The 13,844-nt window shown below is 60.3% G+C and carries 12 protein-coding genes; 10 read left to right on the top strand and 2 right to left on the bottom strand.

The annotated features are described in order from the left end of the window. Positions 1-25: 25 nt before the first annotated feature. Both ACFDTG_RS03995 and ACFDTG_RS03990 read right to left on the bottom strand, forming a co-directional pair. Positions 26-1,966 (bottom strand): FTR1 family protein, encoded by a 1,941-nt coding sequence (locus ACFDTG_RS03995; RefSeq protein ID WP_375289743.1) that lies wholly within the window; start codon positions 1,964-1,966, stop codon positions 26-28. Further along, positions 1,963-2,625 (bottom strand): cation transporter, encoded by a 663-nt coding sequence (locus ACFDTG_RS03990; RefSeq protein ID WP_063506155.1) that lies wholly within the window; start codon positions 2,623-2,625, stop codon positions 1,963-1,965. Before ACFDTG_RS03990 ends, ACFDTG_RS03995 begins: the two co-directional genes overlap by 4 nt. Positions 2,626-2,711: 86 nt before the next feature. Here ACFDTG_RS03990 and ACFDTG_RS03985 point away from each other — a divergent pair, with 86 nt between their 5' ends. The 10 genes from ACFDTG_RS03985 to ACFDTG_RS03940 form a co-directional block, all read left to right on the top strand. Next, on the top strand, positions 2,712-3,125 hold the full coding sequence (locus ACFDTG_RS03985) for a helix-turn-helix domain-containing protein (protein ID WP_050600446.1): 414 nt from the start codon (positions 2,712-2,714) through the stop codon (positions 3,123-3,125). 330 nt (positions 3,126-3,455) lie between these two features. Further along, positions 3,456-3,803 (top strand): hypothetical protein, encoded by a 348-nt coding sequence (locus ACFDTG_RS03980; RefSeq protein WP_050600445.1) that lies wholly within the window; start codon positions 3,456-3,458, stop codon positions 3,801-3,803. 63 nt (positions 3,804-3,866) lie between these two features. Continuing rightward, positions 3,867-5,120, top strand: coding sequence for a TolC family protein (locus ACFDTG_RS03975; protein ID WP_050600444.1), 1,254 nt, complete (start codon positions 3,867-3,869; stop codon positions 5,118-5,120). An 11-nt stretch (positions 5,121-5,131) separates the two neighbouring features. Beyond that, the gene (locus ACFDTG_RS03970; RefSeq protein ID WP_050600443.1) at positions 5,132-6,280 is read left to right on the top strand and encodes an efflux RND transporter periplasmic adaptor subunit; all 1,149 of its coding nucleotides are present in this window, start codon (positions 5,132-5,134) and stop codon (positions 6,278-6,280) included. A gap of 22 nt (positions 6,281-6,302) precedes the next feature. Beyond that, entirely contained in the window at positions 6,303-9,599 is a 3,297-nt protein-coding gene (locus ACFDTG_RS03965) for an efflux RND transporter permease subunit (protein ID WP_050600442.1), read from the top strand. Positions 9,600-10,039: 440 nt separating this feature from the next. Then, entirely contained in the window at positions 10,040-10,411 is a 372-nt protein-coding gene (locus ACFDTG_RS03960; protein ID WP_050600441.1) for an STAS/SEC14 domain-containing protein, read from the top strand. Further along, complete coding sequence (locus ACFDTG_RS03955; RefSeq protein ID WP_050600440.1) at positions 10,408-11,037, top strand: cation diffusion facilitator family transporter; 630 nt, start codon at positions 10,408-10,410, stop codon at positions 11,035-11,037. The genes ACFDTG_RS03960 and ACFDTG_RS03955 overlap by 4 nt, the downstream gene beginning before the upstream one ends. Then, complete coding sequence (locus tag ACFDTG_RS03950) at positions 11,034-12,056, top strand: sodium:calcium antiporter (RefSeq protein WP_050600439.1); 1,023 nt, start codon at positions 11,034-11,036, stop codon at positions 12,054-12,056. The genes ACFDTG_RS03955 and ACFDTG_RS03950 overlap by 4 nt, the downstream gene beginning before the upstream one ends. A 175-nt stretch (positions 12,057-12,231) precedes the next feature. After that, positions 12,232-13,119, top strand: coding sequence for a hypothetical protein (locus tag ACFDTG_RS03945; RefSeq protein ID WP_050600438.1), 888 nt, complete (start codon positions 12,232-12,234; stop codon positions 13,117-13,119). Further along, on the top strand, positions 13,119-13,844 hold a 726-nt coding region (locus ACFDTG_RS03940; protein WP_375289742.1), incomplete at its 3' end, for a cation diffusion facilitator family transporter. The genes ACFDTG_RS03945 and ACFDTG_RS03940, both read left to right, overlap by 1 nt.

Here is a 13,844-nt window from a genome sequence, read left to right as displayed (position 1 = left end):
TCGCTTTCCAGCTCCCGGAACGTCGTCAGCCGGTTTCGGCTTGCGGCGTCCGGACTTGCAGGCCTTTCATTTTGTTGCGCCAATATCCCGAACCGATAATGGCGAGCGTGAGGATTTGCGCCGCTACCGGCTCAAGTGCTGGTGCGATGCCCAGTATCGGTATGCGAGGCAGATTCGGAAGCGGAGTGATGTCCAGCAGTCCGGCTTCCTGGAGGCCCGAAATGCCCTTTCCGGCCAAAACGACGGCAAGAATGCCGATCAGGATCGAGCTGTACGCGAAGAATGTTCCAATCGGCAGCCGGCGACTGTAGCGCAGCATCGCCCAGGCGATTAGTCCGAGCAACACGACTGCGGAGGCGGCGCCGCCGAGAATTGCGTCGGCATGCCCCTGAGTCCAGAGCGCCGCGAAGAAGAGAATCGTTTCAAAGACCTCCCGATAAACCACCAGAAACGCCAGCCCGAACAGAAACCATGCGGACCTGCGCGAGAGAGCGTGCTGCATGGTTTTCTGGATATAGCGTTGCCATTCGCCGGCCTGCGACTTGCCGTGCATCCAAATACCGACCGACAGCAGGACGAGCGCGGCAAAAAGCGATCCGAACCCCTCTACGAGTTCACGGCCTGCTCCACTTATGCCGATCAGGTAAGTCGCTGCCACCCAAGTCAGGCCACCGGCGACAAGGGCCGACAGCCATCCGCCATGGACGAAGGGCAGAACTTCCGTTCTCTCGGCCTTGCGCAGGAACGCGATCATCGCGATCACGATCAGCAATGCCTCGAGCCCTTCGCGCAACAGGATCGCAAAGGCTCCTGCGAATGCCGACGCCTCACTGGCATTGTCCGGGGCGAGGACCGTCTCGGCGCGGTAGAAAAGAACGTCGAGCGCATTCACCCTTTGGGCGACGGCGGCCAGCGGATCCCCGCGACCTATTGCCGCTCGAAGCTCCGCCATGCCGGTTTCGACAGATGCGAGCAGGTCTGCATCGCGCGTGCTTAAAACGGCTTCCAATGGTTCGAAGCCATCCAGATAGGCCGAGAGTGCGAGTTCGCGCGCTTCGGCCTCATTACCCGCTTCGTAAGCGGCAAGACTTTGCTGCAAGCGTTTGCGTGCCAAAGCGAGTGAGCCGGTCGTATCGCTCGCCATGGCTTCGGGATGAGCCCGCAAATAGGCCATAACGGCATCGGCACGCTCGGTGCTGATCGCCTCGCCAAGGGTTGCCGGCGTAAGGCCGGATAGAGCGGCGAGGTCAGGAATACGCGCCCGGATTTCCGGATCGTCGTTCCAGATCCGTCTGCCGCGCTCCACATCCTCAAATGCGATCGACCCTGAATAGTAGGCCAGGCTCCAGCGATCTTCCGCCCCGAGATCGGAAAAGCCCGGCATGGCCGTTCCCTCCAGACCCTGTCCAATGACCTGGTAGAGCGCGAAAGCGCTTCGCTCGCGGGCACGGACGACGTCGTCGAACGCGATTGGCGGGGGATCGAGTCCCTCTGCCGCGGGGCCGTCGCCTCCTCCGCTCACGCCATGACAGCTTGCGCAGTTCTGGGCGTACAGCGCGGCACCTCGCGCGAGGTCGGGTGCCGCCTCGGGAGCAAGCGGAACGGGAAACGCCGCGATCAGCTCGCTTGCCAATCTGCGCGCGTCTCGTGCGACGACAGCAGGCTCCACCTTCGTCGAGATTGACTCGACGAGAGCCTCTGCCTCCGCAACCAGCTGGGCACGGTGCGCGTTTGCGGGCAGGGCAGCCATGCGTTCGGCTACCGAGGCAGAAAATTCCTGCATTTCGGCATACTCCAGCTCGTTCGTGACTTCACCGCCGCTAACGGCTTCGGTGTAATCCACGGCGATGTAATCGAGCAGGCGCCAGGTCGTCTGAACCGCGTCATGCGTGCCTGCAGAAGCGGGCATTGCGACTGCGATCGACAGGAAAGCGATCAATTGGACCGCAAAAGCACGTAGCGTCATTTGGAGGCGGCCTTTCCGAGAGCCGAAACATGCTGCGCGCGAAGTTCCTCGGTGGCACGCCGGACAATAAGATAGGCCGAATGCAGGAAGATCAGTGCGATCACCGCTGCGACCAGCAGATCGGGCCAGGCTTGCCCGGTCCAGGCGACCAGGGCAGCAGCGATGATCACTCCGACATTGGCGATCGCGTCATTGCGGCTGAACAGCCAGATCGCGGATACATGTGCGTCGCCTTCGCGAAACCGCATCAGCACAAGCGCCGCCGCGATGTTGACTATCAAGGCTGCGACGGCGATCCCGCCCATCAAGCCGGCTTCCGGCGCGACCGCGTTAAGCGATCGCCAGACCGCCAGACCGATCACTCCGAGGCCTAGTACGCCCAGAAACAGCCCCTGTGCCAGCGCGACCCGGGCGCGCGTGCGGGCAGTCCACGCAAGAGCAAGGATGCCGATGAGCGTGATCGATCCATCGCCGATGAAGTCGAGAGCGTCGGCCTTGAGCGCTTGGCTGTCCGCCAGAAACCCGCCGAAGGCCTCGAAAACGCCAAAGCCCAGATTGAGCAATACGACGATCCAAAGGGCGCGGCGATAGGCGGGGTCTGCGCCTGCTCTTTGCGTATCGCCTGTGCAGCCGCAATCCGATGTTTCGTTATTCGACATGAGGCATTAGGTAACACCTCTAGCAACTGTAGGAGCAAGCCAAAATTGCGAATGGTTCGCGGTTTCGGAGCTGGAGGAGTGAGTTCATGCTTATCGGAGGTCTTTCGAAGGCGACGGGCACCAAGGTCAATACGATAAGGTTTTATGAGGATATCGGACTGATGCCCGAAGCCGCGCGTACGGCAGCGGGGCAGCGAACCTACAAAGAGCAGGACGTCGAGCGCCTTTCCTTTATTCGGCATGCTCGAAAATTGGGGTTTTCGATCGATGAAACACGCTCGCTTTTAAGCGTGAAGGCGAGACCGGATCAGAGCTGTGACGAGGCGGGTGACATCGCTTTGCGGCACCTTCGAGCCGTGGACGAGCGCATCAGTCGGCTACAAGCGCTTCGTTCCGAACTGAGAAGTGTGGTCGCGGCCTGCACGGGCGGCGAGGTTTCCGAATGCAAAATCATCGAAACGCTTTCTCGAAACCCAGCCGCCTCTTCCGCGGGTCGCTGACGCGAAAGCTATAATGGGACTATGGACACCGAACCCAGACAGCAAAAAAAGTGCTTGCACCTCCAGTCGCTGGAAGCGTTATCATCGTGATAATCCAGATTCTGATGTCGTGATCTAGGATTGGATGGCTGATTATGACGGAACTTGGGTAATTTGAATATTAATCAGCTTTCGCCTTATAAGAACGCTGCATTCATTCCATGGAATTTGGTCGAAAAAGAAACTACTCGAACAATATTCATTGTCCGGACGCTTCGTGACAATATCACATTACAGCAACCGAGAAGATTTTTGTTTCAACTTTCGTTTCACCTTGTTAGGGGCCACAGGATGTTCGATCTGAACGCCTTGATTCCCGTCAGGATTGTCGCCGCCCTTTTGGCGGTCGCAGCGCTGATGGCGTCTCCGGCGGTCGAAGCAGCGCAATGTGCGGACGAGCTGTCAGAAATAGCCTATTCGGTCCAGATGTTCGACATTGATGCGGACGAGAGCCCGCAAAACGAAAGCCCGGAGCAGCAGGAATGCGCCCACGGGCATTGCCATCACGTCGCCGCAGCACTGAAATCGAAGCTTTTAAACGACATGCCCGACCGGCTTAACATCACGGTTGGGTCGCATATGGCCGAAGAATTATTCGGCGATGCGAGCAATTTACCCAAACGCCCTCCTCGCGCCTGACGACCGTCACTGCGCTGCTTGACGCAGCGCATTTCGATTTGTCAGCAGAGAGAGTTTTGAAAAATGCCAGCCATCAAATGGCGAGGGGCCCTGATAGCAGGGCTAACCCTCGCCGCAATTGTCACGCCTGTGGCAGCGCAGGAGCGGGAGCTTCTGACGCTCGACGAGGCGTTGGGCCGGACAGGCGTGGTTGCCGAACCCGCTAACACCGAGTTAAACCCGCGCATCGTCGGCCCTCGAGCGGAAGCCGAGGCGGCGCAGGCTCTTGTCGGACAGGCGCGGTTGCGGCCCAACCCTGAAATATCGCTCGAGGTCGAGAACATCGCCGGGAGTGGGGCCTTCTCCGGGCTAAGCGCCACCGAATATACGCTTGCTGTCGGACAGCGGCTCGAACTTGGAGGTAAACGCGGCACACGCGTCGAGGCTGCCCGGGCGCAGGCACAGCTGGCGGATCTGCGGGCTGACCTTGCGGGGGCCGAACTCGGATTTCTTGTCCGTGAACGCTACGTAGCAGCGGCTGCAGCAGCCTCGCGCGTCGAACTGGCCCTCGATGTGGTTGAGCGAAACGAAGAGCTCGCCCGCATTGCCGGTCTCCTCGTAGAAGTCGGGCGCGAGCCCCCGCTCCGTGCTCTTCGGGCCGAAGCGGCCTTGGCGGAAGCGCAAGCCGAACTTCAGGCCGCCGAAGCGACAAGTCTTGCAGCCCGAACGGCCCTCGCCTCGCTATGGGGCGATCAGGGGGCGCCGCCGCTTGTTCCGAGCAGGTTCCCCGGGATCGAACCGCCCGGTGCTGTAATGGCGACAGCAAGCGGTCTGCAATTGCGAGTGGCGCGTGCGGAAAGCACCGCCGCCGCCGCCGAGATCGATCGTGAGCGCAGCCTGCGCATTCCCGATCCCGTCGTTTCCGCCGGTGTTCGACGCTTCGAGGAAAGCAATGACAGTGCCTTTCTTCTCGGTGTCTCGATCCCGCTTCCCTTCTTGAATCGTAATCAGGGCAATATCGCTGCAGCCGAAGCAAGGCTGCGCGCCGCCAATGCTCGCGAGGCTGTAGCGTTGGCCGATTTCGAGCAAGCCGTGACGCGCGCACGATCGCAATATCTTGCTGCCGAAGCGCGCGTCGAGACGCTTTCCACGACATCACTCCCCCAGGCCGAGGAGGCTCTTCGGCTCGTCCGCATCGGTTATCGCAATGGCCGTTTTCCGTTGATCGAAGTGTTGAGCGCAGCCGAAGCGCGCGATGCCATTCGCGAGGCGTTGATTGCTGCGCAAGAAGACCGGGGACAAGCTGCCGCCGAACTGATCAGGCTGGCCGCACAATGAGGAATACCAAAATGAACCGCAAAAGACTGGCGATCATCGCCGGAATTGTCATACTTGTTTCGGCCTTGATGCTGATGTTCTGGCCTGACAGCCAGGTCGACACCCACGCGGACGAAGAGGTCGCAGAGACAGAACTGCCCGAGGGGCTCGTGCTAATCGAGCAAGAGCAGATCCGCACCGCCGAGATCGAGGTCGCAGCGGTGCAAACGGGTGCCGCTGTCGAACTCGTATTTCCTGCAACGGTTGCGGCAAGTCCGACCGCCAGCGCACGCATCGATGCACGGGCTTCCGGTGTCGTGCGCAGCGTTGGCAAGACGCTTGGCGATTATGTCCGGCAGGGCGAGACCGTCGCTCGGATCGAAAGCGCCGATGCGGCTGCACTCGCTTCCCAGCTTAGTGCCGCCCGCGCCCGCGTAACCGAGCTTTCGGCGGCCTATGAACGGGAGCGCCGGCTATTCGAAGCCAACGTGACCGCACGCCAGGATCTCGAAGCGGCGCGCGCCAATCTTGACGTTGCCCGTTCCGAACTGAACCGGTCGCAGGCGGCCGTCGCCGCGGCAGGCGTGAGCGGCGATGGACGCTCGCTCGCTGTCACCAGTCCGCTTTCGGGCCGTGTGACCGCCGCTCCAATCGTGCTCGGCTCGTTCGTCGACGCCGGGGAGGAGCTTTACAGCGTGGTCAATCCCAGCGGCTTGCAGATCGAGGTTGCGCTGCCTTCCGAAGATGCTTCACGCATCCAGCCTGGCGACGAGGCTGCGTTGATCCTCGGCGATGGAAGGGAGATCGGCGCTCGCGTCCGGTCGGTAACGCCTTCGCTCGATGCCGAGAGCCGTAGCGCGACAGCGGTTCTTACCTTGACGCGCGCCGTTCCCGGTCTGCAGCCCGGATCGTTCCTTCAGGCGCGTATTCGCCCCTCGGGCGAATTGGACCAGAGCCGTATCGCGGTACCCGAAGATGCTGTGCAGGTGCTCGAAGGACGCGATGTTGTCTTCGTGCGGACACGACGCGGATTTCAGGCTCGGGAGGTCGAGATCGGCAGCCGGTCTGCCGGAATGGTGACGATCCTCTCCGGGCTCGAGCCCGGTCAGCGGATCGCGACTGCCAATGCCTTCCTGTTGAAGTCCGAGCTCGAAAAGGAGGGCGCAGAACATGGCCATTGATCAAACCACGGCATCTTCTCCCATGTCTTCGGACGAAGGTAGCCACCGTCACGGCCCGATCGGAGTCATCCTCGATGTCGCCGTTCGTTTCCGCTGGGCGATCATCGTCCTGACCGTGTTCGCAGCGATCTACGGAGCGTTCAATCTGGTGCGCCTGCCGATCGACGCGGTTCCCGACATCACCAACACGCAGGTCCAGATCAACACCAGCGCTGCCGCGCTCTCACCTTCGCAGGTCGAGACGCAGGTGACCTTCCCCATCGAAACCGGACTTGCCGGGATCGAAGGCCTGGAGATGACACGATCGATTTCGCGCAACGGCTTCAGCCAGGTCACCGCGATTTTCGAGGAGGGCACCGACCTCTACTTCGCCCGGCAGCAGGTGAACGAACGGCTCGCGCCGATTGGCGCTTCATTGCCCGAAGGAGCGGAGCCTACCATGGGGCCGATCTCCACCGGCCTTGGCGAAGTGCTGATGTATACGATCGAGTATGAGCATCCCGGTGGCAAGGGTGCGACCACTGGTGGCCGCACAGGCTGGCAGTCCGATGGCAGCTTCATCACCGAACGCGGCGACCGCCTCGAGAGTGAGGTGGCTAAGGCGGCCTATCTGCGCACTGTGCAGGATTGGGTGGTCGCGCCGTTGATGCGCTCGATCGACGGCGTGGCCGGCGTGGATTCGATTGGCGGGTTCGAAAAGCAATTCCTTGTTCAGCCCGATCCGGCACGTCTCACCGGCTATGGCCTGTCATTCGACTCACTCATCGATGCTCTAGAAGCCGCCAATCTGGCGGCAGGCGCCAATTTCGTCGATCGTGCCGACGAAGCCCTGCTTGTCCGCGTGGACGCGAGGCTGGGCAGCATTGCCGACATCGAAGAAGCCGTCATTGCGACCCGCGAGGGCGTGCCCATCCGCATCGGCGATGTGGCCGATGTGGAGATCGGCGGCGACCTGCGAACCGGTGCTGCTTCACTGAACGGTGAAGAGGCGGTGGTGGGAACCGTGTTGATGCGCGCGGGCGAGAACAGCCGGACCGTTGCGGCTGGTGCTGCCGAGAGACTTGAAGAGGTCCGCGCATCGCTTCCGGACGGAGTTGTCGCTGAGATTGTCTACAATCGTTCCTCACTAGTCGATGCGACGATCTCCACCGTCGAAAAGAACCTGCTCGAAGGCGCATTGCTCGTGATCGCCGTCCTGTTCCTCTTGCTCGGCAATATCCGCGCCGCCATAATCACCGCACTGGTCATTCCCGTTTCGATGCTGATGGCAGCGGTGGGGATGAACCGGCTTGGTGTCTCAGGTAATCTGATGAGCCTGGGCGCGCTCGACTTCGGGCTGATCGTCGATGGTGCGGTCATCATTGTCGAGAACAGCGTCGCCCGGCTTGCGGCCCGGCAACATCGCGAAGGACGCTTGCTTACCTTGGGTGAGCGGCTGACCGAAACGCGTCTCGCAGCGCAGGAAATGATCAAACCGACCGTCTACGGTCAGGCGATTATCTTCCTCGTCTTCGCGCCGCTGCTGACCTTTACCGGGGTCGAGGGCAAGACGTTCTCGCCCATGGCGATCACGATGATGCTCGCGCTGGCTTCGGCCTTCGTTCTTTCATTGACCTTCGTGCCAGCGATGATTGCGGTCCTGCTCAACAAGAAGCTGACCGAAAAGGAGGTGAAGCCCATTCGCTGGGCCAAAGAGCGCTACGGTCCCGCCGTGCGCAAGGTCATTGCGCGGCCCTGGCCGATGATTGGTGCCGGGGTTGGTCTCTTCACAGTAGCGGTTTTTGTGTTCGGCTTTCTGGGCAGCGAGTTCACCCCGCAGCTCGATGAACGCGACATCGCGGTGCAATCCTTGCGCATCCCCTCGACATCGCTCGAACGCTCGCTGGCGATGCAGCGGCGGGTCGAAGACCGGCTCGAAGAGTTTCCCCAAGTTGATCTTGTGTTCTCACGGACGGGCACGGCCGAAGTCGCCAGCGATCCAATGCCCCCCAATGCTTCGGACGCTTATGTCATCCTGAAGCCTCGCGACGAATGGCCCGATCCCGATTTGCCGAAAGATGAGCTTGTTGGTGAAATGGAAAGCGCGCTCGGAGGCCTCATCGGCAATCTCTACGAGTTCAGCCAGCCTATCGAGCTGCGCTTCAACGAGCTGATCGCCGGTGTGCGCGGCGATGTCGCGGTCAAGCTCTACGGCGATGACCTCACTGCGCTCACCGAAGCTGCGGGCGAGGTCGCGGGCGTGCTTGGAGGTGTCGAAGGCGCCGCGGACGTGAAGGTGCAGCAGGTGACCGGCTTTCCTACGCTGGACATCGCCTTCGATCGCCCGACCATCGCGCGCTATGGTCTGACCGTCGAGGAAGTGGCACAGTCGGTTGCTATCGCGCTCGGCGGGCGGCCAGCAGGACTGGTGTTCGAGGGCGATCGCCGTTTCGATGTTGTCGTGCGCCTCGAGGATGCTACGCGCGACGATTTCGACCAGCTCGGCGCGCTCCCGATCGTGCTTGAAAACGGGGTCACCGTTCCTTTGCGGACATTGGCCGATTTTCAGGTCGTCGATGGCCTTGCCGAGGTTCGGCGAGAGCAGGGCCGAAGGCTTGTGATCGTCTCGGCCAACGTACGCGAGCGCGATCTCGGCTCCTTTGTTGAGGAAGCGCAGGAAAGGGTTTCGACCGGCGTCGATATGCCGCCGGCCTCCTTCATCGAATGGGGCGGACAGTATCAGAACCTGCAGGAAGCGCAGGCGCGGCTCACCATCGTCGTCCCGATTGCCTTCGCTCTGGTTCTCCTCTTGCTGTTCATGGCTTTGGGTGGATGGGTTCCAGCGCTTGCCGTGTTCAGTGCCATTCCCATGGCCTTGGCTGGCGGGGTGTTCGCTCTGGCGCTGCGAGGCTTGCCATTCTCGGTGTCGGCAGCGGTCGGCTTTATCGCGCTTTCCGGCGTGGCGGTGCTCAACGGTCTCGTCATGATGACCGCGATCCGGCAGCGACTCGACAGCGGGATGTCACTGGATGAGGCGATTGCCGATGGCGCGCTGGCGCGACTGCGACCGGTGCTCATGACCGCGTTGGTGGCGTCGCTGGGTTTTGTGCCGATGGCGATTGCCACAGGAACAGGTGCTGAGGTGCAACGTCCCTTGGCTACGGTGGTTATCGGCGGGCTGATCACAGCCACTGCGCTCACGCTGTTCGTTTTGCCAGCGATCGCTCGCCTGGTACTCGATGATGGCAAGGAGAAGCGAAGCTGGCGCCAAAGATGGTGGGACCGCCTGCGTCGCAACGTCACGCCTGAGGAACGTAAAGAACTTCGGGATGTTACTTGAAGGGGAGGGCTAATTGAAGTTAGCTAGGTCAATTTGTCTGCCTCAGATCGCTTCGGGACTGACAAGTCTCGAAGCGATCCGGTATCGGACTCAATTGCGGGCGCGCGGAGCCTCGGCAGAACGCCCGGCTGCGATACGGGCACGGCGTGGGTGTTTTTCGCCGATGGCTTCTATGCAGAGGTGCAACCTTCGGACGGTGATCTGTCCGCTGTCGGCATCTGGCGCGATGAGGGTGAGGCCATCGCATATACCATGACCATAAGCCCTTCGAACGGCATGCGCGGCCAATGCAAGTGCGCCATCTTACGATCGAAGATTGTAGCCCGGGACGGCCCTTCACCTGCAACTATCGAGGTTTCGAGCGCATCTTTTACCGCTGTCCAGAGGACGCGCCAAAGCCGCTCGACGGTCGCGCGGAACATTCAAGAGGAGAAATCGCCATGCTCACCGCAATCGAAGATAACGGTCTGTTGCTCATCAGGGCGGACGGAACGCTTTCCGATAGCGACTATGACCGCTTCGTTCCGTTTTTCGAGCGCGTCGCGGCGCGAGTTCCTGGGACGGTTCCGATGCTTATCGAACTTGCTCCCGACTTTTCTGGCTGGGATATGGGCGGTCTCTGGCGCGACCTGAAATTCGATGCGAAGCACAAGGACAGCTTCGGCCGGATCGCGATGGTCGGCGATAGTAGTTGGGAAGAGTGGGGCACCAAGCTTTTCGATCCGCTATTCCGCGCGGAGATGAGGTTTTTCACACCTGTCGAGCGGGTTGCCGCCGAAAGCTGGGCGAGAGACGGAAGGAATGCGTCATGAGCGGCGAAGGCGAACTCAACCTCGATTCGGCCGAAAAGCGCCGCACTCTCTGGATCGTTTTCTGGCTCAATGTGGCGATTGCGATAGGGTTTTTCATCACCGGGGTAATCGGCGATTCCAACGCGCTGATTGCCAATGGGCTCGACAATTCGTCGGACGCGATTGTCTATGCATTGAGCCTGCTTGCGCTCACCCGCTCCCGGGTCTGGAAGCGCGGAGCCGCGCGTTTTTCCGGGGTCATGCTGCTTGTGTTCGCAGGCGGTGTGATTCTCGATGCCATCCGGCGCTTCATGGAGGGTTCGGATCCGATCGGCGGCGTCATGATGGTGATGGCGCTGGTTGCCGGTGCGGTGAACCTCTGGTGCCTTTACCTGCTGAAACGTTTGCAGAATAAGGATGTCAATTTACGTGCAGCCACCACGTTCAGTTTGAATGATTTCGTTTCGAACGGCGGGATTATCATAGCGGGTATCGTAGTGTTTTTCACCGGATCGAATTGGCCCGATCTCGTCGTCGGGATCGGTGTGGCCTGCATAGCGATCTACGGCGGCATCGAGATCCTGCGCGATGCGCATATGGACATCCATGAGGAAGAGGGCACAGAGCACGAGGGCTGGCGCAAGTGATCGCGGTCTGGGCAGCGGTTCTCCTCGCCGCCGTCTGGGCCGCTCATTGGGGCGCGGAACGCCTGTCCGCACCGCTCAAGAAATTACGCAAGCAATGGGGGTTCTCCGTCGCGGCGGGGGGCTCCTTTTTAGGTCTAGCCGCCGCTTCGCCAGAGATGGGCATCAATGTGACGAGCGCTGCTCGTGATGTGTCCGATATCGGCCTTGGCGCCATGCTGGGTTCGACCGTTCTGGTGATTCCGGTGATCGTGACGACCGCTTATCTGGCGACCCGTAAAGGGGCCCTTGAAGGTGCTGACAAGGAGCACAAGAAGCATCGTCGTGATCATTACGTCGCGGTCGATAAGGGGGCTCTTACCGTCCAGGCGCTGCCTTACCTGGCGATCCTCGCGGTCTTCGCTCTACTGACGCTTCCCGCCCCTTGGCGCGGGTTGCAGCCGATCGATGGATGGCTGCTGCTGATCGCGTATCTCGCCTATCTCCTTCAGGCTCTCGTTCGGGGCCGAGAGAAGGGAGAGGAGGTAGAGTGGAGTCTAAAGGAGAAATGGATGGCCATAGCGGGCGTCGGCGCCCTGGCGGTCGGGGCCTACTTCACCGTATTCTCGACCGAAAGGATCGTGAGCGCACTCGGCATCCCGAATATCGTCGGCGGTCTTTTCATCACTGCCGCCGTCGCATCGCTGCCCGAGGTGTTCACGACCTGGAGCGTCGCGCGCTCCGGTCAGGTGACCTCCGCCAGCACAAGCGTGATCGGCGACCATGTCGTGACCATGACGCTCGCCTTCATCCCGCTCACCATCATCGGAACGCCGATCGAGAATTTTCAACTCTTCTGGGTCAGTCTCGCGTTCGTCGTGCTGATGGCCGCGCTATACGCTCTCTTTCTTTCGTTGGGAGACGAAGAGAAAAGAGGCTTTGGTCGATGGCACATCTTCGCGTTCTGGGCAGCCAATGCGGCTTTTATTGCCGTAATATTCCTGTGGGTGAAGCCTTTGCAAGTCTCCGGAGGAGCCGGATGAGCAATGACAACCGAGATCAGGGTGAACGGAGCGGCCATAGCCACCGCGAAGAGGATCATGACGATCAGCCCTTGCTTATGAGGACATCTCCCCGAAAAGATTTTGATGGAGATTTGCCTGTCGCGCGGAAGAAAGTCGCAGACGAACTTCCGGCGGTACGGGGTTTGAAAAGCTAATGAGCCTTTTCGACACTATCTTTGAGACACAAAGCCGATCGCATGTTTTGCTTCTTGCGATATTCGCAAGCACCGGCTTGGTCGTAGGGACGTTGTGGGTCGAACGTGTGGGGGCGGGATTGCGCCGGTCCGATCTGTTGTATCCTGCTGCTGCGGGCGTTCTGTTTGCGACCGCTGCGCTAGCGGTTACGCCGTTCGTCCAATCGGCAGTCGACAGCTGGGCCATCCCTGTGCTCTTTTTGCTCGGTGGAGGAGCCTATGTTCTTCTGTGCAAGGCAGCCGGCTATCTCAGAGGCCGTTTCGCGGACGGCAAAAGAAAGCAGCATGATCATGACGAGGATTTGTCCAATGTTGCTGTATCGTCGATCTTCTCCATCGTCGATCTGATCGGCTATGGTTTGACCCTCGGTATTGCAGCAGCCGCTTCCGTGACTTTGGCAATAGTCACCGCGGCAGGGTTGGCCATGGCGAATGTCTTGGTCAGTCGTCAGATTGGCTCCAGGTTCATAGCCGCTAGCTCAAGCCGAATGGACCGCATCGCGCTACAGGTCGGTCTCGCTCTGGCCTTCATCGGTTCTGCGCTGTTGGCATTCTGGATGGTACACAGTGTCGATAGTTTCGGGCTGCCTTGGCTCCTCACCGTCCTTGCAGGGTTGCTCCTGGCTGCGGCGGTAAGAGCTTTGCTTCTTCATCAAGCGGCACACACAGCGGGGCACTTCAAATCGCTTCTTGTTTTTCTCGTCGGGTTCGCCCTTCTCGCACTCATTTTCGCCGGGCTTGATGAATTATCAGACGCGGTGGATCTTCCGAATTCGGGTTTGGAGCATCCCGCAGAGCGACCGGCAGTCGCGTTTAGCATTGAACCCTTCACAATGGGACGCGAGTAATGGAGCAATCCCACGGTCACGCCGGACATAGTCACGGCGAAGAAAATCTCAGCGATCGCCAGCTGATCTTTGCAGTGGCGATCAACGTTTTGCTTACAGTTGCCCAAATCATTGGCGGGATCGTCTCAGGGTCGCTCGCGCTCATAGCCGACGCCTTGCACAATTTCAGCGATGCGGCTTCGCTTGGCCTGGCCTGGTTCGCGCGCAAAATCGGGCGGCGACCCGCCGACAAACTTATGACCTTCGGTTATGCGCAAGGCGAAGTCGTCGCCGCACTCATCAACCTCACGACGCTGCTTATCATCGGCTTCTACCTGTTGGTGGAGGCAATCAACCGGTTCGCCGATCCCCAACCGGTCGAGGGATGGACCGTCATAGGCGTGGCGGGCATAGCGCTGGTCATCGATCTGGTGACTGCCTTCATCGTCTATCGCGGTTCGCATGACAGCATCAACATGAAGGCGGCCTTTCTGCACAACGTCTCCGATGCTCTCGCGTCGGTCGGTGTGATCGTTGCTGGCGCGCTGATCCTGCTATACGATCTCTACATCGCGGATCTGATCATCACCCTAATCATCGCCGGTTATGTCATCTGGCAGGGGGTGACCCTGATGCCGCGGACAGTCCGGCTCTTGATGGGCGCGGTTCCCGACGAGCTGGAGTTTGATCGGATCGTTTTGGCACTCGAAAAGTTGGATGGGATCGACGGAGTACATCATGTTCAT

It is taken from the genome of Qipengyuania sp. (assembly GCF_042095715.1).
In the GTDB taxonomy this organism is placed as follows: domain Bacteria; phylum Pseudomonadota; class Alphaproteobacteria; order Sphingomonadales; family Sphingomonadaceae; genus Qipengyuania.
The sequence above is the reverse complement of the archived record's forward strand: the minus strand, read 5'-3'. Positions and strand labels throughout refer to the sequence as shown.

Bases quoted from the DNA above. Each gene is read 5' to 3' on its own strand.
- ACFDTG_RS03995 (WP_375289743.1), bottom strand. From the start codon at position 1,966: ATGACGCTACGTGCTTTTGCGGTCCAATTGATCGCTTTCCTGTCGATC.
- ACFDTG_RS03990 (WP_063506155.1), bottom strand. From the start codon at position 2,625: ATGTCGAATAACGAAACATCGGATTGCGGCTGCACAGGCGATACGCAA.
- ACFDTG_RS03985 (WP_050600446.1), top strand. From the start codon at position 2,712: ATGCTTATCGGAGGTCTTTCGAAGGCGACGGGCACCAAGGTCAATACG.
- ACFDTG_RS03980 (WP_050600445.1), top strand. From the start codon at position 3,456: ATGTTCGATCTGAACGCCTTGATTCCCGTCAGGATTGTCGCCGCCCTT.
- ACFDTG_RS03975 (WP_050600444.1), top strand. From the start codon at position 3,867: ATGCCAGCCATCAAATGGCGAGGGGCCCTGATAGCAGGGCTAACCCTC.
- ACFDTG_RS03970 (WP_050600443.1), top strand. From the start codon at position 5,132: ATGAACCGCAAAAGACTGGCGATCATCGCCGGAATTGTCATACTTGTT.
- ACFDTG_RS03965 (WP_050600442.1), top strand. From the start codon at position 6,303: ATGTCTTCGGACGAAGGTAGCCACCGTCACGGCCCGATCGGAGTCATC.
- ACFDTG_RS03960 (WP_050600441.1), top strand. From the start codon at position 10,040: ATGCTCACCGCAATCGAAGATAACGGTCTGTTGCTCATCAGGGCGGAC.
- ACFDTG_RS03955 (WP_050600440.1), top strand. From the start codon at position 10,408: ATGAGCGGCGAAGGCGAACTCAACCTCGATTCGGCCGAAAAGCGCCGC.
- ACFDTG_RS03945 (WP_050600438.1), top strand. From the start codon at position 12,232: ATGAGCCTTTTCGACACTATCTTTGAGACACAAAGCCGATCGCATGTT.